The 21,900-nt window shown below is 31.1% G+C and carries 23 protein-coding genes, 1 pseudogene and 1 riboswitch; all 24 genes and pseudogenes read right to left on the bottom strand.

The annotated features are described in order from the left end of the window. Positions 1 to 312 precede the first annotated feature (312 nt). Entirely contained in the window at positions 313 to 1,791 is a 1,479-nt protein-coding gene (gene gcvPB / locus PYW44_RS06570; RefSeq protein ID WP_002507512.1) for an aminomethyl-transferring glycine dehydrogenase subunit GcvPB, read from the bottom strand. Continuing rightward, positions 1,778 to 3,130: an aminomethyl-transferring glycine dehydrogenase subunit GcvPA gene (gene gcvPA / locus PYW44_RS06565; protein ID WP_021339245.1), complete on the bottom strand. Its 1,353-nt coding sequence runs from the start codon at positions 3,128 to 3,130 to the stop codon at positions 1,778 to 1,780. Before gcvPA ends, gcvPB begins: the two co-directional genes overlap by 14 nt. A 17-nt stretch (positions 3,131 to 3,147) precedes the next feature. Beyond that, complete coding sequence (gene gcvT, locus PYW44_RS06560) at positions 3,148 to 4,239, bottom strand: glycine cleavage system aminomethyltransferase GcvT (protein WP_021339246.1); 1,092 nt, start codon at positions 4,237 to 4,239, stop codon at positions 3,148 to 3,150. Positions 4,240 to 4,314: 75 nt separating this feature from the next. Beyond that, a riboswitch (glycine riboswitch) is annotated at positions 4,315 to 4,421 on the bottom strand. Continuing rightward, positions 4,418 to 4,891 (bottom strand): shikimate kinase, encoded by a 474-nt coding sequence (locus PYW44_RS06555; RefSeq protein WP_236593604.1) that lies wholly within the window; start codon positions 4,889 to 4,891, stop codon positions 4,418 to 4,420. (Overlaps the previous riboswitch by 4 nt.) Positions 4,892 to 5,097: 206 nt before the next feature. Further along, a complete protein-coding gene (gene comGF, locus PYW44_RS06550) occupies positions 5,098 to 5,811 on the bottom strand; it encodes a competence type IV pilus minor pilin ComGF (protein WP_021339249.1) in 714 nt (237 codons plus the stop codon). Further along, positions 5,798 to 6,244, bottom strand: a complete 447-nt coding sequence (comGD, locus tag PYW44_RS06545; protein ID WP_064782888.1) for a competence type IV pilus minor pilin ComGD — start codon at positions 6,242 to 6,244, stop codon at positions 5,798 to 5,800. Before comGD ends, comGF begins: the two co-directional genes overlap by 14 nt. Further along, positions 6,222 to 6,539 carry a competence type IV pilus major pilin ComGC gene (comGC, locus tag PYW44_RS06540; protein ID WP_031265988.1) on the bottom strand — a complete coding sequence of 106 codons (318 nt, stop codon included), beginning with the start codon at positions 6,537 to 6,539 and terminating at the stop codon, positions 6,222 to 6,224. Before comGC ends, comGD begins: the two co-directional genes overlap by 23 nt. 24 nt (positions 6,540 to 6,563) lie before the next feature. After that, the gene (gene comGB, locus PYW44_RS06535; protein ID WP_275113467.1) at positions 6,564 to 7,619 is read right to left on the bottom strand and encodes a competence type IV pilus assembly protein ComGB; all 1,056 of its coding nucleotides are present in this window, start codon (positions 7,617 to 7,619) and stop codon (positions 6,564 to 6,566) included. Further along, entirely contained in the window at positions 7,603 to 8,577 is a 975-nt protein-coding gene (gene comGA / locus PYW44_RS06530) for a competence type IV pilus ATPase ComGA (RefSeq protein ID WP_021339253.1), read from the bottom strand. The genes comGB and comGA overlap by 17 nt, the downstream gene beginning before the upstream one ends. Positions 8,578 to 8,676: 99 nt before the next feature. Further along, positions 8,677 to 9,300 carry an MBL fold metallo-hydrolase gene (locus tag PYW44_RS06525; protein WP_002507502.1) on the bottom strand — a complete coding sequence of 208 codons (624 nt, stop codon included), beginning with the start codon at positions 9,298 to 9,300 and terminating at the stop codon, positions 8,677 to 8,679. A 1-nt stretch (position 9,301) separates the two neighbouring features. Further along, entirely contained in the window at positions 9,302 to 9,625 is a 324-nt protein-coding gene (locus PYW44_RS06520; protein WP_021339254.1) for an MTH1187 family thiamine-binding protein, read from the bottom strand. After that, positions 9,625 to 10,611: a glucokinase gene (locus tag PYW44_RS06515; protein ID WP_021339255.1), complete on the bottom strand. Its 987-nt coding sequence runs from the start codon at positions 10,609 to 10,611 to the stop codon at positions 9,625 to 9,627. The genes PYW44_RS06520 and PYW44_RS06515 overlap by 1 nt, the downstream gene beginning before the upstream one ends. Before the next feature lie 589 nt (positions 10,612 to 11,200). Continuing rightward, complete coding sequence (locus PYW44_RS06510) at positions 11,201 to 11,401, bottom strand: YqgQ family protein (RefSeq protein ID WP_002512453.1); 201 nt, start codon at positions 11,399 to 11,401, stop codon at positions 11,201 to 11,203. Continuing rightward, a complete protein-coding gene (locus tag PYW44_RS06505; RefSeq protein ID WP_021339256.1) occupies positions 11,385 to 12,842 on the bottom strand; it encodes a rhomboid family protein in 1,458 nt (485 codons plus the stop codon). Before PYW44_RS06505 ends, PYW44_RS06510 begins: the two co-directional genes overlap by 17 nt. A 14-nt stretch (positions 12,843 to 12,856) precedes the next feature. After that, positions 12,857 to 13,396 (bottom strand): 5-formyltetrahydrofolate cyclo-ligase, encoded by a 540-nt coding sequence (locus PYW44_RS06500; RefSeq protein ID WP_021339257.1) that lies wholly within the window; start codon positions 13,394 to 13,396, stop codon positions 12,857 to 12,859. A 149-nt stretch (positions 13,397 to 13,545) separates the two neighbouring features. Next, entirely contained in the window at positions 13,546 to 13,695 is a 150-nt protein-coding gene (gene rpmG, locus PYW44_RS06495) for a 50S ribosomal protein L33 (RefSeq protein ID WP_002483181.1), read from the bottom strand. Positions 13,696 to 13,825: 130 nt separating this feature from the next. Further along, entirely contained in the window at positions 13,826 to 15,877 is a 2,052-nt protein-coding gene (locus PYW44_RS06490) for a peptidoglycan D,D-transpeptidase FtsI family protein (RefSeq protein ID WP_021339258.1), read from the bottom strand. 121 nt (positions 15,878 to 15,998) lie between these two features. After that, positions 15,999 to 16,598 carry a superoxide dismutase gene (locus PYW44_RS06485; RefSeq protein WP_002507495.1) on the bottom strand — a complete coding sequence of 200 codons (600 nt, stop codon included), beginning with the start codon at positions 16,596 to 16,598 and terminating at the stop codon, positions 15,999 to 16,001. A 450-nt stretch (positions 16,599 to 17,048) separates the two neighbouring features. Further along, positions 17,049 to 17,189: pseudogene (locus PYW44_RS06480) on the bottom strand (transcriptional repressor); the annotation flags it as partial. A gap of 181 nt (positions 17,190 to 17,370) precedes the next feature. Continuing rightward, on the bottom strand, positions 17,371 to 17,784 hold the full coding sequence (locus PYW44_RS06475; RefSeq protein ID WP_002507494.1) for a Fur family transcriptional regulator: 414 nt from the start codon (positions 17,782 to 17,784) through the stop codon (positions 17,371 to 17,373). Then, positions 17,774 to 18,634, bottom strand: a complete 861-nt coding sequence (locus tag PYW44_RS06470) for a metal ABC transporter permease (protein WP_021339259.1) — start codon at positions 18,632 to 18,634, stop codon at positions 17,774 to 17,776. Before PYW44_RS06470 ends, PYW44_RS06475 begins: the two co-directional genes overlap by 11 nt. Continuing rightward, positions 18,631 to 19,404 (bottom strand): metal ABC transporter ATP-binding protein, encoded by a 774-nt coding sequence (locus PYW44_RS06465; RefSeq protein ID WP_021339260.1) that lies wholly within the window; start codon positions 19,402 to 19,404, stop codon positions 18,631 to 18,633. The genes PYW44_RS06470 and PYW44_RS06465 overlap by 4 nt, the downstream gene beginning before the upstream one ends. A 120-nt stretch (positions 19,405 to 19,524) precedes the next feature. Beyond that, the gene (locus PYW44_RS06460) at positions 19,525 to 20,415 is read right to left on the bottom strand and encodes a deoxyribonuclease IV (protein ID WP_021339261.1); all 891 of its coding nucleotides are present in this window, start codon (positions 20,413 to 20,415) and stop codon (positions 19,525 to 19,527) included. 9 nt (positions 20,416 to 20,424) lie between these two features. Beyond that, positions 20,425 to 21,765 (bottom strand): DEAD/DEAH box helicase, encoded by a 1,341-nt coding sequence (locus PYW44_RS06455; RefSeq protein ID WP_115075990.1) that lies wholly within the window; start codon positions 21,763 to 21,765, stop codon positions 20,425 to 20,427. Positions 21,766 to 21,900: the final 135 nt, after the last annotated feature.

Below are 21,900 nucleotides of genomic sequence, written 5' to 3'. Positions count from 1 at the left end.
TATTGCGTTTATAAAACTTGATGTGCATTAGCTTAACTCTACATAATCATTTTTATAGCGGATTATTGACCTTATTGGGTGAATAATCCGCTATTTTTAATATATATATAAATGTATCAAAAAATTTAGTCGTCGTTTCTTTACTGGATTTATTACTTTTTAAAATGACTATTATTATTTGATATAAGATACTTTGTAATGAAAAGCTTTTGATTAATCATAAGAATTTAATATAAAAAAATACTACTCCTATTATAATTTTAAAGGAGTAGTATTTATATTATAGAAATAAGAATGCATTACTCAGACGTTCTATTCTTTTTCTGAACGTAAATTTTCAAATTTCAATACTGGATGGCGTGCAGCTTTCGTTTCATCCAATCTATCTATAATTGTAGTGTGTGGTGCTTCCAAGACTTTGTCCGGATCTTCTTTAGCTTCATTAGCTATTTCTATCATTTTATCACAGAAATAATCTAGAGTTTCTTTTGATTCAGTTTCTGTCGGTTCAATCATCATACCTTCATCCACGTTAAGTGGGAAATAAATTGTAGGTGGATGAACACCGAAGTCTAGCAAACGTTTAGCCATATCTAATGTACGCACACCGTGTTCTTTTTGTTTTGAACCACTTAACACAAATTCGTGTTTACAATATTGTTCATATGGTATTTCAAAGTGGTCTTTTAATCGAGCTTTAATATAGTTAGCATTTAACACAGCAGCTTCTGAAACTTCTTCAAGACCTTTATTACCCATCGTACGAATGTAAGTATATGCTCTTAAATAGATTCCAAAGTTACCGTAGAACGGTTTAACGCGACCAATTGAGTTTTCAATATCATTATCATATTTATATTCATTATCTTCTTTGATAACCATAGGTTTTGGTAAGAAACTAGCAAGTTCTTTCTTAACACCTACTGGACCTGAACCTGGTCCACCCCCACCGTGAGGGCCTGTGAATGTTTTGTGTAAGTTTAAGTGTACAGCGTCAAATCCCATATCCCCCGGTCTTACTTTATCCATAATTGCATTTAAATTTGCACCATCGTAGTATAATAAGCCGCCTGCTTCATGAACGATATTTCTGATATCCATAATATTCTTTTCAAAAATCCCCAAAGTATTAGGGTTAGTTAGCATAATTGCTGCTGTTTTTTCATTAACTAAGCGTTTCAAATCATCAATGTCAACTTCGCCGCGCTCATTTGATTTCACAGTAACTGCTTTGAATCCTGCAAATGCAGCTGAAGCTGGATTGGTACCGTGAGCTGAGTCAGGAACAATAACTTCGTCACGGTGTCCTTCACCATTTTTTTGATGATAGGCTTTGAAAATCATTAATGCAGTCCATTCACCATGTGCACCAGCAGCTGGTTGTAATGTAACTTCATCCATACCTGTAATCTCTTTTAACTCTTCTTGCAGACTATGAATAATTTCTAATGAGCCTTGAACTTGTGATTCATCTTGTAATGGATGTGATTCTGCAAATCCTGGTATTCTTGCAATTTTTTCATTTATTTTAGGATTATATTTCATCGTACATGAACCTAATGGATAAAATCCTGAATCAACGCCAAAATTTTTGTTTGAGAGTTCGGTATAATGGCGAACCAAATCTAATTCTGCAACTTCTGGTAATTCTGCTTTGTTTTTTCTGATGAATTTATCATCTAGTAATTTATCTACAGCACCATTATCAATTTCTTTCTGTGGTAAGGAGTACGCATAACGATCCTTTTTAGAACGTTCAAAAATTAGTGGACTAGATTTACTTACTACCATTTAATTCACCTGCTTTCTTAACAAATGTGTCTATTTCATCTTTCATTCTTAATTCTGTTACTGCAATTAACATATGATTATTAAAGTCTTCAGAAGCTTCACTTAAGTCAAATCCTCCGATAATTCCTTCTTCAATTAGAGCATCATTAACTTCTTTTACTGATTTGTCGAATTTAACTACAAATTCATTAAAAGATGTACCGTTAGCAACTTCAAAACCAGCTTGTTTGAATTGATCTTTAGCATAGTTAGCATTTTCAAAGTTTCGTACCGCGATATCATAAATACCTTGTTTACCTAAAGCTGACATACAAATTGAGGACGCCAAAGCATTTAATGCTTGGTTTGAACATATATTTGATGTCGCTTTATCACGACGAATATGTTGTTCACGTGCTTGTAAAGTTAATACAAAACCACGATTGCCATCTCCATCTTCGGTTTGTCCTACCAAACGACCAGGTATTTTTCTCATTAATTTTTTAGTTGTTGCGAAGAACCCACAATGAGGCCCACCAAATTGAGCAGGTATACCAAATGGTTGTGTATCTCCGACAACAATGTCCGCTCCGAAACTACCTGGAGGAGTTAATAAACCTAATGCAAGCGGGTTTGCGTATACAATCATTAAAGCCTTTTTGTCTTCAATAAATGAATTGATTTTTTCTAAATCTTCAACAGAACCATAGAAGTTTGGATATTGTACAGCAACTGCTGCTGTATCATCGTCAACTGCTGCTTCAAGCTTGTCTAAATCTGTAATCGTACCATCTAAATCAACTTCAACGATTTCAAATTCTTCACGTGTTTTAACATAAGTTCTTAATACCTGTAAAGCTTGATAATGTAGCCCTTTTGATACAACAACTTTGTTTTTACGTGTTTGATTGAAAGCTAAAATACATGCTTCTGCAAAACTTGTAATACCATCATACATTGACGAGTTTGCTATATCCATATCCGTTAATTCACAAATTAACGTTTGAAATTCGAAAATCGCTTGTAATTCACCTTGAGAAATTTCTGGTTGATAAGGTGTATAGGCAGTATAAAATTCTGAACGTGAAATCATTGAATCAACAACAGCTGGAGCATAGTGATCATATACCCCTGCACCTAAAAATGATGAATGCGTTTCTTTAGTGATGTTTTTGTTTGCAATTCTGCTTAATCGCTTACTTAATGTTGTTTCTGATTCAGCATCAGGTATAGCTAATTCTCTTCCCAGTAAGATATCTTTTGGAACGTCTCCAAAAAGTTCTTCAATAGAATTGGCTCCAATAGTATCTAACATTTCCTTTTTATCTTGCTCTGTTAATGGAATATAACGATGACTCATAGTAACACCCCTTTGAATTATTTAGTAATTTGGTTTTTCTTAACAATTTTAGCTTTAAGTTGTCTTTTTCTAACTTGTACAATTACTTCTTTACCCATTTCAAAAGCATCGCGATTGATTAAAGCTAACCCAATTGATTTACCACTCAATGGAGACTGTGTACCAGAAGTGATTTCACCAATTTCATGGCCATCTAAATCATAGACTGTGTAACCAGTTCTTGGAATACCTTTGTCTATCATTTCTAAACCAACAGTTCTGCGTTTAGAACCATTTTCTTTTTGGTCTTTGAGTACGCTTTTACCAATAAAGTCAGCTTCAATCAATGGTTTTGCAGCAAATGCAATACCAGCTTCATATGGTGTTATAGACTCAGTCAAATCTTGACCATGCAGTGGCAGTCCAGCTTCAAGTCTTAATGTATCTCTTGCACCTAGTCCACAAGGTTGTACATTAAATTCAAGAATTTTTTCCCATAAGTAAGGTGTATCTTCTGCATTACAATAAATTTCAAATCCATCTTCACCTGTATAACCTGACTGTGAAAGGATTACATTCTTTCCAAAGAATTCAACGTTTTGTTTAAAATCAAAAGGCTTCATTTCTGCTACGTCAACGTTAACATGTTGTTTAACTAAATCACGTGCTTTCGGACCTTGAACTGCTAATTGACCATAATCATTTGAAGCATTAATTACTTCTGCATCAAAATTTTTGGCATGTTCTTTCATCCATTCAAAATCTTTATCTGTATTTCCAGCATTTACTACTAATAAATAAACTTTTTCATCTAATTTGTAAGTAATTAAATCATCAATAATTCCACCATTTTCATTACATAGCGCAGTATATTGAGCTTTAGTAGTAGTTAAGTTTTCAATATCATTTGAAAGAAGATATTGTACTAATTCATCTGCTTCAGAACCTTTAATAATAATTTCTCCCATATGGCTTACATCAAACAAGCCAATGTCAGTTCTTACGGCATTATGTTCTTCTTTTATACTTGAAAACTGAACTGGCATTGCCCAGCCACCAAATTCCACAATTTTAGCCCCGCTATCAACAAAATTTTGATAAAGCGGTGTATGTTTAAGTTCGTTAGACATGAAGAAACCTCCTAAAAATTTTATAAAAAAAAACAGAGTAGACTAAGCTACCCTGTTTATGATACTCCAGGAATGCGTCACAGTATTATCCTTTTGCCTGAGAGTTTCGTTGAACTTGCACCTTCGGCGATGGTCTAATGTTATATATAATATAACCTACCATTCTCTCTAATACTGGTCATTCGCATGTTAGCTCTTTCATGATTTCTTTGTGTAAATCTGAAAGAGGATTACTACTATTTACTTTTTTGAATGCGATTTCATTATATCTTGAAACCCTAGATGAATACAAGCTTTTTAAATCAAAAAGTGATTTATTATTAGCATTCGGTCTATTATTATCATTCTTAATTCTATTGTAAACAATTGTCAAATCACAATCTAACCAGATAATTTTAGTTTGTTGCTTTAACAAGGCATATGACTTCTCGCCTTCTATAATGCCACCACCAGTAGAAATGATATCAAAACGATCAATACACTCTGTTAAATATTTATATTCTAGTGATCGAAAACCACTTTCACCTAGTTGCTCAAAAATATCAGGGATTGTATTGTTCTCTTGTTGAACGATATAGGCATCTAAATCGACATAAGAGAGGTGATTAGCTTTAGCAAGATATTTACCTAAAGTTGTTTTGCCAGTCCCCATAAATCCTATAAGAATAATTGGCTCTAAAATGTTATTTTTCAAAAATATCTTCCTTTTTTATAAATAAGTTGATTTGTTTTTCATAATAAGATTCAATATTATCTAACGTTTTTAGCTGAGCGCTAAATTGGAACGTGTAGTTTGTTATTAAAGATAAATATAGCACAAATATGACCATCACAAAAGGATATATATAGCCAGATATATTAAAATTGAATTTGTTTTTCAAATGTCTTATCCTTATCAAAAATTTTTAAGTTAACAAGTAAAGATTTATTTTTTAGAATTCGAAATTTTATAGCCTTTACGTTATTAAGTAATGTGATATTTCCCTTCCCATTAATAGACTTAACAATTTTATTATTTTTAAAGCTATAAGATATAAGTTTATTTTTGTCTTTAATAGAAAGTTGAGTTCCTTTAGATTTATCTATCATTATATCCCCCTTGTTATTCATTAAATCTTGCGTTAAATCTCTCGCAAAAAATTCACTTTCTATATTTAGATGATCATTTGCTAGAACACTTAAGGCTGTAGTTGATTTGAATAATGAAGGAATTATAGTTAGTAACAATACAGTTATCATTAATGCAAAAAGCACTTCGATATAAGTGAAAGCTTTAATCTTTTTATAATAGCAAATTCCATTTTTTGTTTCCCTTTTTATTATACAAATTTTATTTTCTTTAAGAGTTAAACTATATTCATCCAAAATCAAACCTCTTTTCAATTCAGGTTCACTGTAATTATGCAATGAAAGTAATAGGATTCTTTTCATTTCAATTTCTGATAACTTTTCTTTTGTAGCTTGATTTAATTGTAATAGCATTGGTAAAAACACTAAACAGATAGTAGTGATGATTGAGAAAGAAATAATAGCATCTAAAAATAAAGAAGCCGTGACATTATATTTTTTCAAATCTCATCCTTCCTTTTTCAATATGGAAAATGATTTTATATAGTCGACCGTTTGTAGATAGGTAAAGTGTTCCGAATTTATTAGTATCACCATTTTTATCAAAAGTTAAATAATTTATATTTGTTCTCGGATGAATATAAGTATTTTTAGTTAATTTTATATGAGGATTTTCATGTTGGGGTTCTCTAACAATAATTTTCGAGGAAAAAGTATTGAATATTAAAGTAATTGGTTTATTATCTTTAATTGCTTTCGATTTTAAAAAATTAAATTGCATAATTAGATTAGTCATAGAGTGATTATTTGATTGGGCTGCGGAATTATTTATAGAGATATATCTTACTTGTAAAAATAATAATAAACTTATTATACCTAAAACCATTAACATTTCTATATAAGTAAAAGCTTTATTAGTTAGCAACTGCTTCACCATTATTTATTGAAATTGTCGAACCAGTTTTACATCGCTTTTGACTTTCGTTAATATATCCTTCTGAGACGAGTTCATCGATTGATGTTGGCTTTTTATTATATTTTAATGAATAAGCTTCAATTTGACTGTTTATCATTTTTATTTGAGCTTCACAACCAGCAGTTTGTATATGTGATGATTGTTTTGCAATGTTAGGTATGATTAAAATAAGCAATAAACTTATGATTAATAAAACAAGCAACATTTCTATAAGTGTAAATGCTTCTTTATTAAATAGTTTTTTTAAGTTTTTCAAAAAATGCATAGGCTCCTTTCCTTTTCATTTAATTGTTTGCATTAAATCAAACATTGGTAACATAATAACGAGATATAAAGATACGATGAGAAAAGCTAATAATGTGAAAATACAAGGTTGAATGAATTTTATGAGGAGTTGTAAATAACGTTCTATTTGTGCAATGACTATCTCACTATATAATTTCAATTCTATTTCAACTCTACCTTTTTTCTCGCCTTCTTCTATAAATTCTGTTAATTCTTTTTCAAAACATGCGATGTTAGTTAAAATTTCACTGAGTGTTAATCCATTTTGTGTTCCAAGTGTTATGCGATCAGCTAAAAAATTTAGATATTTATCATTGCGTTGTTCAGCATAAATTTGCACTATTTTTTGCAAATTTACGCCATTTTTATAAAATAAAGAGAATTCAGAAGCAATTCGATACGTTTTATAAAGTTTGAAAAATTTACGTATGATAGGCAATGCTAAAACAAGCTTATGTTTATGCTGTATTGATAAAGTATTGTAATAAAGGATAAATGCTATTGTAGTAATGAACAGTAATATAATAAGGTAAGATATGAAAGTAGGAAAACAGAGAATACATGTTGACAAAAATTGTTGTAAAGTCGATATTTGGACATCCATATTGTTATATAAATTTTGAAATTCTGGAATAATCGTATGATTTAAAACGATCAACATAGTTATGAATAACGTTAATAATAATAATGGATATTGAAGTGTTTTTAATAAGGCTTTTTTAGCATTATAATTTCTCAATAAATAATCATGTGCATGGGCTAAACTCACAGGTAAATCACTAAATAGCTCTGAGAAATAAATAAGCATCACAACAGGTTGTGGATATTTTAATATTCGAAGGATTTGATGACAGTTTGCACCATTTTTTAATTCTTCTTCAATTAATGCAGTTACTTTAGATGATTTAACTTTAATATGTTTTAATAAAAACCTAAAGGCTTCAGAAAGTGTAAATCCATGTTCTAGTAAATCTTTCAATCTTATTAAAAGTTCTATTTGATTTTTTTCTGCTATTATCTTTTGTTTGGGTATTTTAAATATAGCGATCAACAGTTTCTTCACAAATAACACCTGCTTTAGACATTTGCTTTAAATGAAAGGATAAATTATGAAAATGGTTTGGTAATGTGTAATCATTATTTAAAAAATAACTTATATCGTGTTGTAGTAACTGTTCATAAATTAATTTTCTTTCACTGTTATATATTGTGATTAGTCTTTGGTTTAACACACTCAAAATAGATTGGTTAATTTCTTGTTTTGTTATGCCCATTTCTAATAATCTTAATAACGCGCCCTTACAATTGTTAGCATGTATTGTAGTTAATACTAAGTGACCACTTAAACTTGCTTGTATAACGTATTTTGCTATCGTAGGATCTCTAACTTCTCCAATAAGTATAATGTCTGGATCACACCTTAGTATTGCCTTAAAAGAACTCTCATAATTAATACCTGCCTTTTCATTGATAGAAACTTGAGTAACGCCCTCAACTAATTGTTCCACCGGATCTTCTACAGTTATGATATTTAAACCTAACTTTTCCTTTGCATACATAACCATTTGATACATTAAAGTACTTTTACCAGATCCAGTTGGACCGCTAAATAGTATTAAACCTTGCTTTTTATTCATTAATGTATACAGTTTTTCAATATCATGAGTGATATTTTGCTTTTGAAAATATTGAGGAATGATTCTTACAACACAACTTTCATTACCGAGAGACAATGGTAACGTAGAGATTCTTAAATAAAATATTTGTTTTAGTTTATATATGTATCTTCCACTTTGTGCCGAATTATGTTTTGATACATCTAATCCAGCTTGATATTTCATATAAGTAAGCAGCTTTCTATAAACATGTGTCCGAATTGATTCAATAAAAGTTAAATCATCCTGAATTCTAAATTTGATATACACTTCCTTTTCAGAAGGTATAAAGTGTATATCAGTAGCATTTCTCTGAATTGCTTTCTCAATTATGTTGTTAAATAATAGCTTCAAAAAAACACCTCCTACTTATAAACACGTAGGAGGTGATAGAATTACTTTACCTATTTTATTTTCAATCGTTTTTATAATTTGAATTGACGTGACGATATATTAACCGTGTAAATAAGGATTTAATTGCTCATCCTCTACTGTAGTGTGCGGCCCATGACCCGGGAATAGTGGTAAATCAGCGTCTAATTTGAACAATTTATCTAATATTGAATTAACCAAAGTTTCATAATCACCTTTATATAAATCAGTTCTGCCTATACCTTGATTAAATAATGTATCACCAACAACTGCAAATTCATTAAAGACGAATGATAAACTACCTGGAGAATGTCCTGGCGTGTGAAGCACTTCGAAATTAAAGTCAGCAATTTGTGCTTTACCCTCTTTAAGTTCTGTTGGTGTCGCTTTACTTTTTATAATTGGCATGCCGTATTGTTTGAATTTTTCAGAACCATTTTTTTCTGTATTTGTTAAAAAATCAAATTCTGATTTATGCATATAAACTGGCACATCATATTTTTTTATAATATCATCTAAAGCACCAATATGATCAAAATGTGCATGTGTTAACAATACCGCTTTTAGTGATTTATTAATTTGATTTAGTTTTTTAATAATTAACTCGCTATCACTAGCAGGATCTACTAAAATGACTTGCTTATCATTTTCAATAAAATATGTGTTAGTATCAACTAAACCTAAGCTTAAACTCGAAATCCTCACCCTAGTTGCCTCCATTTTCCAAATGATTTTGGACAGCTTTTACCTTATCATTCATTTTGCGAGATTTATCACGACGATCATCAATCCTTATATTCGTACAGACACGGTCTAAACCTTTATCAAAAGGTAATTCATGAATTACTTGAACAACCTCTAATAGATCTTTTAAGTCACCTTCGATTAATGTGTTCATAGGTGTCAATTGATAATCTATTTTGCCTTGTGCTTTATATTCTTTTAATTTTGTTTGTATTTCTGCAATATATTTACTAACACTCGGACCATCTGTACCAACTGGTATAACAACTACATCAACAATAGCCATTATTTAACACCATCCTTTTCAATTATATAAGTATAAATTAACCCGGCTGCTCCGGTAATGCCAGCATCATTTCCAAGTTGTGCTTGAACTATTTCTGTACCTTGTTGTGCTGGTGTAAATGTTAAATTATGATACTCTGTTTTAATATTTTCAATTAATATCAAACCAGCTGTAGACATGCCTCCACCTAAAACAATATATTTAGGGTTACTTGTAACGCTAATAATACTACATAAGTAGGCAATATAATTTGCTACACGTTCCGTAATGAAAATACAAAATTGATCTCCAGCCTTAGCCGCATCGAATACTGCTTTTGCACTTACTTCATTATCTTTAATTAACTGCAAAATTGATGATTTAAAAGTTAATTTAGGATAATAAAAATTGACCAAATTAACTACACCAGTTGCAGACGCTACGGTTTCAATACAACCTGACTTGCCACAATTACAACGGAAACGCTGATCCTGATCTACTCTAAAGTGTCCAATCTCTGCACCAGAACCGTTATGACCGTGAACAATTTCTCCATTAGAAATAATACCGCCACCTAATCCGGTTCCTAGTGTTATAGCCACAACATCATCTGAACCATTTCCAGCGCCTTTATGTTTTTCACCTAAGGCTGCAACGTTCGCATCATTATCAACGTATACTGGACAATCTACAAACTGTTGGAATATATGTCGCACATTAACACTTTCAGTCCAATATAAATTAACTGCTCCATTTACTTCACCCGTTTCGAAATTCACGGGACCTGGGACACCTATGCCGACACCAAGGACGTTTGAAAAAGTATATTCAGATTCATCTATGTAATTTACGAAAGAATCATAAACCTTTTTTAATAGTAAATAGCCAGTAGCATCAGACGTATCTGTATCAATTGACCATTTTGCTAAACGATCAAGTTTTTCGTCAAAAGCACCTAATTTACATGTTGTTCCACCAATATCTGCTGCTAATATGATTTTATTCATTAATTTATTCATCCTTCTCTGTTTTTTTGAAATGGTATGCTATCTTTCACTGTAGTTCAAAAACGCTTATATATCAAGGGGTTTGGAGATTTTACATCAATAAGTACTTCATATTTTTTTAGTGTTTTTAAAATAATACGTCCTTTTTACCCTTAAAATATTACTAGATATTTCCTTATGTACATTTTAATCTTAATCAATTATCAATTGCAATTATAATGAACAATAAACCCCTGTTTATCTAGTTAGGACTTTACTAATATTTATCTAATTTCATAAAATCTGATTATAATTTTATATTGTGGTGACTTATAAATAGAAAAAGGCAACACACATACGTGCATCATCCAATTAAGCCCGTTAAAAAAACCGTGGCATTATTCTTAAATTATATACGTAATAACCATCGAACCTACCTAAGTTAGCGATGGTTATTTTACTAAACTAATGGTTTATAACACAACCATCAGCATTTCATAATCAATCATGCTAGCCCTTTCTAGGCGTATGATCTAGCATGAAATTTTGGTCTTTTTAATCCTCAAAATAAATTTCCCCCTGTAAACACAAATGTTATAAGGGGGAAATTTTATTTATTCATTCTTCTTTGATTAATAATTAATATACATTTCAAATATTCATCATTTGTTAATAATTTATAATCGTATAATGATTTTATTTCTTGTTCCATCATTTCATACATATCATTTTTGTCTTTAAAATATATAATAAAACCAAACTTTTTTAAAAGCTGAAGTACATCATAAAAATTATTAATCTTTTGGTTCACTATTATCGCTCAATTCTTTATTTAAATTAATATAATCATTATTGCTAGGGTCTGCCTTTAACGCAGCTTTTATATATTTTTTTGCTTTATCATCATCTTCAAGAGACCTACTTGCAATCGCTAGTTGATAATTTAATAGACCAGAGTCAGGAAAATACCTTAAGCCCCTTTCCCAACTTGCTACACCTTCAGATTTTGAGTTTAAGGTTGCATTAATTAGTCCATGCAGATAATATGTTTCATCATCTGCATAGTTCTTATCTATCGTATCTTCAACCATGTCTTTAGCCTCATTATATTGACCTTGCTTCATTTCATTTGAAATAATTGTATTATATATATTATCTTCATTAATCGTGAAAATACGAATTTGTGCTGCAATAAATAATACAAGCATTAGAATTAATAAGAACCAAAATCTGTTTTTATTCGCTTTAAAATAATAGCCGATTAATGTAATTAATAGACCACCTACAAAGCCACCAATATGTGCGACAATGTTAATATTTTGCATAAATAAGGATAATCCTATCATTATTACAAGAACAATTAGTAACTGACCAATAAGTTTACGATTAAACTGTTTACCTACATACATAAATCCAAATATTGCACCAATCAAACCGAATATTGCACCACTTGCACCTGCAGAAACAGTGTCAATATTGAATGACAATGATGCAAAATTACCAAATAATCCAGCAACAATGTAGATGACAAGCATTCGCCAATGACCTACGATTGATTCCACAATTTTACCAAAAATGAACAAACTCAGCATATTCATTAAAATATGTTCAAAATCGTAATGTAAAAATATAGATGAAATCAATCTATACCATTCACCATGCACAACATTAAAGTGCACAAGCCCTCCTACATCTAACATTTTCAAATCTGAAAATCGATTTAAAAACAGCACCATTGCAAGCCAGATGATAATGTTGACTGCAATTAATGTGTAGGTTACAGGAGAAAACTTTAACATATGTTTCTCAATGGGATTATTATTTAACGCACGTTGTTTATATTGATATTTTGTAAGTTTAGTATCTCGATTATAAATTTTCTTCATTATGAAATTTGGCATTATTCTTTCAGCGTGACTTGCTTCTCTAATAATTTTCACTTTAAATTTCAGTGGTTGTATTTCATTTAAATTTTCATCAGTAAAAGTTTTATCAGTGAATATATATAATTCATAATTTTTAGGTGAAAAATCTAAAAATGAAACGATATTTTCTTCGTTTTCTTGAATTCTACTTTTAGCAAATCTAACTTCTTGAGTGGAATTAGCACCAAATTCAAAGATAGCAACAGACTGTTTTTTCTTGTTTGCTAACCAAATTTCACTATCATCTTGATTACGATGAACAACATGATAATTAAAATATTTAATCCAAGTGTAGATACACTTCCAATAATGTTTTTCTGTAATCATTTCTGCCTCCATAATTAAGTTGTTGCTATTATTAATTTTTCAACGGGCTGATCATGTGATTCAACCTCAAAGTCACCAAGTTGGAAATCATAAAGCAAACTTATCGTCGGTTGTGTATTTTGACTTAAAAACTTATCAAAATATCCCCCACCGTATCCAATGCGATATCCACTATGATTAAAGACCACTCCAGGAACAATTAATAAATCTAATTGATTTGAAATTTCTGTATCAGCTTCGACATGATTAATACCTTTATCATCTGGTCCGATATGATCAAGACTATCTACATGTTTAAATGCCATTTCTTTACTTTGATAGTTTGTTTCAGGTACAAAAACAGTCTTACCTTCATTAATCATTTGCTCAATGATAGAATATGTATTTACTTCATGTGGCATAGATAATACAATGCCTACACGCTTTGCTGATTTATATTCACTTGTATCAAATAAATGATTTGCAAGATATTGATCTGAAGATTGTTTTTTATCATTTGACATAAAAGATTTCATTAATTCAATTTTATCATGGCGTAACGCTTTTTTACTCATAACATGCACCTTCCCGTTAATTATACTCTTATTATTATAACGTTAATGAATTACAATGTCATTAAACTGCAATTTTAAAAGATTGGTCAATTTAATTTTCATAAAAAAATAACCAGATTCTAATAAAAGAATCTGGTTCAAAATATAAATTATTTTGTTTCACGGTGCATAGTGTGTTTGTTGTCACGAGCACAATGTTTTTTCATTTCTATACGTTCAGGATTAGTACGTTTATTTTTTGTAGTAATGTAGTTTCTTTCTCCACATTCAGTACAAGCTAGAGTTACGTTTACGCGCATGCTAATTCCTCCTTACCTTTTCAAAATACGACCTACTAATCATACCATTTAGTTATAAAATTGAAAAGTATTAATTTTTCAATAAACACCACTATGTCGGTATTTTTAATAAATAGTACCTTAAAATGATTTAATCTTTGTCTTTTTCTTTAAAATAATAATTTATAACATCTTTACCTAAATCTCCGCCGTTTAACCAAGGTTCAGGTACAGGTTGGTTGGTATATACGATTGAAAATGCTAATTGTGGATTTTCAATTGGTGCATAGCCAACATATGTTGCATTTACTTTAGGATCGCCATCTTGGAATACTTCTGCTGTTCCTGTTTTACCTGCAGAAGGCACTTCAGTATCATTAAAGCTTTCATATCCTGTTCCTTCTTCTTCATTAAAGGCCATTTCAAATCCTTCTTGCACTTGGTTAACTTCCTCTTCAGTGTTATTAACCTTATTAAGTACATCACCTTTGAATTTCTCTTTTACTGGACCAAGAGTGTCTTTATTAGTAGCATCTCTTACTTCCAAACCGATATGCGGTTGTACTCTATAGCCATCATTAGCAATGGTAGAAACGTATTGTGATAATTGTAACGGTGTATATGTGTCGTACTGACCAATTGCTAAATCTAAAAAGTTACCTGGATTATCAGTTAATGGTTCAATTTGTCCACTTGTCTCATTAGGTAAATCAATACCTGTTTTAACGCCTAATCCAACTTGGTTTAAACCTTTACGTAATTTTTGACCTGCTTCTGAAATATCTGATGGCAATGTCATATTTGGTGTATAAGCAGATCCAGCGATTTTCAATGCTGTTTTAAACATATAAACGTTAGAAGAATGCATCAATGCTTCTTTATCATCAATAGTCACTTTACCATCTTGATTAAAATAAGAACTTTTCTTAAGTCCGCCAGCAAATTCTAATGGTTGGTCGACCATCTCATCGCCTACATCAATTGCATCGTTTTGGTATCCGGCTAACAGTGTACCACCTTTTATAGAAGAACCTACTGCATATTGTGAAGTAAATGTACCGATATCATAATCTGTTAAATCGCCATTCTTATCAATTTGTTTACCTGCCATTGCTAAGATATCGCCATTGTTTGGATTTTGGACTACAATCATTGCATTATCCATATCTTTAGCACCTTCACTGCGCAATTTGTCAATTTGTTTTTCTAGATACTCTTCAGTTTTTTTCTGGAGTTCTATATCAATACTAAGAACTAAATCATCACCACGTGAGCCTGGATTTATAACTTTCGAGTCAATAACATCTCCAGATTTATCTGTAGTATATTTCATTTCTTTCTTCTTACCTTTTAGAATGTCATCATATTGATATTCTAAATAAGATTTACCTACTCGATCATTACGTGAATACCCTTTAGATAAATACTTTTCTGTTAATTCTTTTGGTATGCCTTCTTCACTTGTAGAAACGTCACCAAATATACCTCTCAAGGTATCATCATATGGGTATTTTCTATCCCAATCCATTGTAGTATTGACTCCTGGCAATTCTGATAATTTTTGAGATACTGCTGCATATTCTTCGTCACTAACGTCTTCGTTTTTAATCATTTGTGGATCTAAAGCTGATCCAGACATCATTTCTCTATAAATAGATAGTATCTGCAAATCTTCATCAGTTAATGTATCGGTTTGTTTAGCACCAATCTTTTTATATAATGCTTCATCATAGTCATCTTGAGAAATACTGCCATCTTCTAATAACGCTTGCTCTTCTTTCATCAAATCTTCAGCTTTATTAGGGTGAATTTGAATCCAATAATCTTGCTTATCTCTGTCTGTAATTTTATCTGTATCCATTTCAATTAAGCGAGACAAATCTTTAGCAATTTTTAAAACTTCTGATTGGGATGTTTTTCTGCCTCTTGCATATGTAATCGCCTTTTTAGATGCATTATCAACGAGAACTTTACCATTTCTATCTAAAATTCGGCCTCTTGGCACAGCTTCATTAACAGTTAAATTTTCACTATTTTTAATAAGTTGCTCATAATGAGATCCTTCAGCAATTTGTAAATAACCCAATCTTAAAACAATTACTGCGAAAATGAATACAATAACACCAAAAACAAAACTAATTCTTTTATTCATTGTATTTCTAATCTTTTCATCATTTGATTTTTCTTTTAGTCTTTTTAGCAAAACAACATACCTCTATTCAAAAGTTCTCACTACAAATGATATATGAAATCAGACAATATTTCTATTATTTTAGTTAAAAAAATGACGACCTTCGAAAAGGCCGTCATAATCTACTGTTTAATTATTTAGCAGCGCTATATAATTCGTCAACTTTTTCCCAATTTACAACGTTCCAGAAAGCACTAATATAGTCTGGACGTTTGTTTTGGTATTTAAGGTAATAAGCATGTTCCCAAACATCTAAGCCTAGGATAGGTGTTTTACCTTCAGTTAATGGGTTATCTTGATTAGGTGTAGTAACGATTTCCAATTTACCATCGTTTACAACTAGCCATGCCCAACCTGAACCGAAACGTGCTGCAGCTTGGTTAGCAAACTCTTCTTTGAATGCATCTAAAGAACCCCATTGTTCTTTAATTTTATCAACAACAGTACCTTTTTCTTCAGAGTTTGGAGTTAATAATTCCCAGAATAATGAATGGTTTAAGTGTCCTCCACCATTATTGCGAACAGCTGTTTGAATGTTTTCTGGTACACTGTCTAAGTTTGCAACAATTTCTTCGATTGATTTAGATTCTAAATCAGTTCCTTCAACTGCTGCGTTTAATTTAGTTACATAAGTGTTATGGTGTTTGTCATGGTGAATCTCCATTGTTTGTTGATCAATGTGTGGTTCCAATGCATCAAAACCATAAGGTAAGTTTGGTAATTCAAAAGCCATAAATAATCATCCTCCTAATTAATCTTAAATAAAGCATAACAAGTTATATTAGTGACAACAATTAATATGCTTGTGGAAGCAATTAATAGTCATAAAATAATATTTGTCATCTTTAGTTCCTTTATTAGTATATCTCAAATCAGACCTATTTAAACATATTTGACGAACTATTTTAAAAATTCAATTTAATTCATACTAATGACCTATGTTTAATTATCTCATTTTTTGTAGAAAGAATTATTTTGTGGTGATTTACAAGTTGTAAAGAAAGGTTTTTGTGTACTTATCTATTATGCAACTTATTCATGCATGTTTACTTAGTACTTAAATAAGTAGTCCATTACATTTATATAAAACAGCTTAACCTGTTAATTTTAAACGTAAAAATAAGCCAAACGTGTTTATGAACGTCGGCTTATTTTATATGTTCTGCGCTTAGTTTAAAAGAACTTAAGCTTTTTGGCATAATTCACAAACACCATAAACCTCTAATTTATGTGTATGAATATCTACTTGTGGTAGAAAAGCTTTAATTTGTTCAATTGGGCAAAAATCAATCACTTTAGTATCACCGCATGATTCGCAAATAAAAGGTTTTTGTGTACTTATCTATTATGCAACTTATTCATGCATGTTTACTTAGTACTTAAATAAGTAGTCCATTACATTTATATAAAACAGCTTAACCTGTTAATTTTAAACGTAAAAATAAGCCAAACGTGTTTATGAACGTCGGCTTATTTTATATGTTCTGCGCTTAGTTTAAAAGAACTTAAGCTTTTTGGCATAATTCACAAACACCATAAACCTCTAATTTATGTGTATGAATATCTACTTGTGGTAGAAAAGCTTTAATTTGTTCAATTGGGCAAAAATCAATCACTTTAGTATCACCGCATGATTCGCAAATAAAATGATGATGGTGATGATCTGTACAAGCGATTCTAAATTTCATTTCTCCATCAAGTTCTGTACCTTCCACAATTCCTAAATCTTTAAAAAGGTGTAGGTTTCGATATATTGTATCAAAAGAAATACCAGGATAATTTTCATCCATTTTTTGTTGAATATGTTTTGCATTAATATATTTATCTTCAGCAACAAAAATATCTACCATTTCTCGTCTTTTGTTTGTATATTTATGACCGTTTGCTTTGATTATGTCAATAGCTTCTTCAGTTTTCATTTTTAACAGCCCCTTTTACCGCTCTTATTTTAAATTTCTGATACATCATCGTTATTGCGAGAATAAGCACTAGTAATACTACAATCACACCACCAGGAGAAATGTTCATATAAAACGCTAAGACCAATCCACTGATAACTGACAGTTCTCCAATAACAACACTTAAGATGATTAACTGTTTAAAACCTTTCGTCATGCGCATTGCGATAGCTACAGGTAATGTGATTAATGCACTTACCAATAAGATGCCTACAACACGCATTGAAGCTGATATGACCATAGCCACAATAATTATAAATAGAAACTGTATCCATTTAGGAATGCCAATGACTTTACTGTACTCCTCATCAAATGACAATATAAATAATTCTTTATAAAAAGATAATATAAAGGTAATCACAATGATCACAATAACGATAATAGTAACTAGATCACTTTCAGTTACTGCACTAATCGAACCAAAGAGTAAACCAACAATCTCTTGATTAAAACCATCGGCAAGAGATATAAAAATCGCACTCAGTGCTATACCTGCACTCATAATGATAGGAATCGCAATTTCTTGATAATTACTGTATGAAGTTCTAAGGTTTTCAATTAATAGTGCTCCTATAATAGCAAAAAGAATACCAAACCACATAGGATTTATAAATGTGAAGGCTGGTATAATTGTAATGACAAACATACCAAATGAAATACCACCTAAAGTGACATGACTTAATGCATCAGCAATAAGTGATAACCTTCGTACAACAATAAAAGCACCGATTAATGGTGCAATAAGACCAATAAGTACACCACTAATTAAGGAGTATCGCATGAAATCAAAATTAAGTAATGCTTCTATCATGATGAACAACACTCCCTACTATGCTGGTGATCTACAAATTGGATAGGGTGTCCATATATTTTCGATATTTCAACTTCATCCAGTGATTTAAAATCTTCAGTAGAACCATGAAAATGTAAATGCTTATTCAAACACGCAACTTCAGTAGCTGTATCAGCAACAACACCTATATCATGTGTCACTAAAATTATTGTTACACCTTCATGTTTAAGTGTTTCTAGAGTTTCATAAAATTCACTTACATGCTTGGCATCGATACCACTTGTAGGTTCATCTAATATCAACACTGATGGCTCGCTAATTAATGCTCTAGCTATTAATACACGTTGCTGTTGTCCTCCTGAGAGCTCAGCTATGTTTTTATCTATCAAGTGTTCAATATTCAATCTTTGTAATACTTTTTTCACTTTTCCTTCATCGGTTTTATTAAACCATTGAATCATTTTTTTACGTTTAGTTAGTCCACTAATTACGACCTCTTTAACGCTTGCTGGAAACCCAGCTTTAAAAGCTTGCGCTTTCTGGGAAACATAACTGATTTTTAGCATAGATTGTTTTCCATTGTAATCTTTACCATCAACATAAATTTGTCCTTTTTGTATGGGCAATAATCCAAGTATAATTTTTAGCAAAGTTGATTTACCTGCCCCATTTGGGCCTACGATTGCTAGAAACTCCCCACGATTAATTTTGATATTTATATTTTCAAGTACTTGTTTATTGTCAAAATAATAATCAATATTTTTTAATTCGAATACTGGCGTAGACATGTTTTCACCTCATTTTATACTATACAACGTAGATGTCATTATGTAAATAGTAATCTTTACGACTTATCAAAAAAACGAACACTTTTTATTGATAAAAAGTGTTCGTGCTTTATATTAATTTTATTGATTTAAAAGTTTGTTTTGCAATTCAGGATCAAATTGTTGTTGCTTTAACATTTCAATCTCAAGTTTGTAAGGTGGCTTTTTACTTTTCTTATCTTCCCCTACGAAAGGCGTTTCTAAAATCTTAGGAACGTCTTTAAAACTATCATGATGAACGATGTAATTTAAAGCGTCAAATCCGATATAACCAAAACCAATGTTTTCGTGTCTATCTTTATGAGCACCAATATCGTTTTTACTATCATTCACGTGTACAACTTTAATTCTATCCACACCAACTATTTTATCAAATTCATTTAGTACACCATCAAAATCTTCTTTAACATTGTAACCTGCATCGTGCGTATGGCAAGTGTCAAAACACACTGATAATCTTTCATTATGATTGACGCCATCAATAATTCGAGCTATTTCTTCAAAATTTCTTCCGATTTCTGAACCCTTACCGGCCATTGTTTCTAATGCAATTCTTACATTATTATCATTAGTTAGCACTTCGTTAAGGCCTTCAATAATTTTTTTAATACCTACGTCAGCGCCTTCACCCACGTGTGACCCAGGATGAAGCACAATATCTTTTGCACCCAACGCTTGTGTACGTTCAATTTCACTTTGTAAGAATTCCACACCTAAATCAAAAACATGTGGTTTTATAGTATTAGCAATATTAATAATATATGGCGCATGAACAACAATATTTGAAAGGCCATGTTGTTCCATAATTTCATGACCTTTTTCAATATTTAATTCTTCGATGGGCTTTCTTCTAGTGTTTTGAGGCGCACCTGTGTAAATCATAAAAGTAGATTCGCCTAATTTATATGCTTCTTCTGCTGAACCTTCTAACATTTTTTTACCATTCATAGATACATGAGATCCCAATAACATAGTAGTCACCTATCCTTTTTTATTTTTCCTTTGTTGTCGACTTTGTTGTTTGCTATATTGTTTACGCTCTTTTAATTTTAAATCATCTAAATCACGTTTGAATTTCTTTTTATAACCAGGTTTAACTTTTTTCTTATTACTTTTCACTTTATGTTTTAATTCATTTGTTAAATGATCATCTTTATTTCTACGTTTTCGACGGGTATTGTGTGCTTTTACAGCTTTTAATTCACCATCTTTGATGTCGACATTTTCAAATTCATAACCACGTTGTTCAATCAAAGTAACATTTTCTTCTTCATCCGGGCTATATAATGTAATTGCGACACCTTTATATTGGCCGCGTCCAGTACGTCCAACACGATGGGTAAAGAAATCAATATCTTTCGGCACATCAAAGTTAATTACATGACTCACACCATCTATGTCTATACCACGTGAAGCTAAGTCACTCGCTATAACAAATTGGAATTCTAAGTTTCTAACACGTTTCATTTGTTGTTTACGTTCTCTTGGTGTTAAACCACCGTGAATCATCCCTAATTTCAAACCAGACGCAGCTAATTGTTTTGCTAATTCGTCTGCACTATCGCGACTATTACAGAAAATAATACATAGATAGGGATTTAAAATATCAATAAGTTTTAAGGTTTTTTCAACTTTCGCTTCACCTTTTGTTGGAATTAAATAGAACTCTATATTCTTTTTATTTTTTTGAGTATTTTCGATTTCAACATACTCGGGATTTTCTAAGTATTTGTTTAAAAATGGGTGCAATGATTTTGGTATAGTGGCACTGAAAACTGCAATATGCGCATTTTCATCTAATCTTGTAGCCACATAATCTACTTCTTCGATTAAACCTAAATCAATCATTAAATCTGCTTCATCAATAACCAAATAAGAAGCTAAATGAACATGTAAATCCCCATTTTTAGCTAAATCATTTATGCGTGTTGGCGTACCAATAACAAGTTGTGGTTGGTTTTTCGCTCTATTACGGTCTTTTTCTATATCTGTACCACCAATAAATAGCTTTACAGAGACTTCGTTTTTAAATTTGGCTAAGTGACTAGCTACATCAAATAATTGTTGTGCTAGCTCTCTTGTAGGGGCTACGATAATTGCTTGTGGTTCTTTATATTCTGTATTGATTGCATTCATTAGTGGTAATAAAAATGCATGTGATTTTCCTGTACCAGTCTGTGATTGACCTATTAAATTTACCTGCTTCATTATTTTTGGAATTACTCGACTTTGTATTTCAGTTGGTTGAGTAAAATTCAAATCCTTCACAGCGTCTAATAGACTTGGTTCTAAATTAAATTTCTCAAATGGGTGATTCGCCATGTCTTGGCCTCCTTAAATCTTCATCTTATCTATTATAAAGCATTAGCTTAAAATTTTGAACTAAATTATTTAATCATATTGCATATCGCATTCATTCGTTGTAAATAATAATAACTCGAACCTACCTGTCATAAG

The organism is Staphylococcus equorum, from assembly GCF_029024965.1.
GTDB lineage: Bacteria > Bacillota > Bacilli > Staphylococcales > Staphylococcaceae > Staphylococcus > Staphylococcus equorum.
The sequence above is the reverse complement of the archived record's forward strand: the minus strand, read 5'-3'. Positions and strand labels throughout refer to the sequence as shown.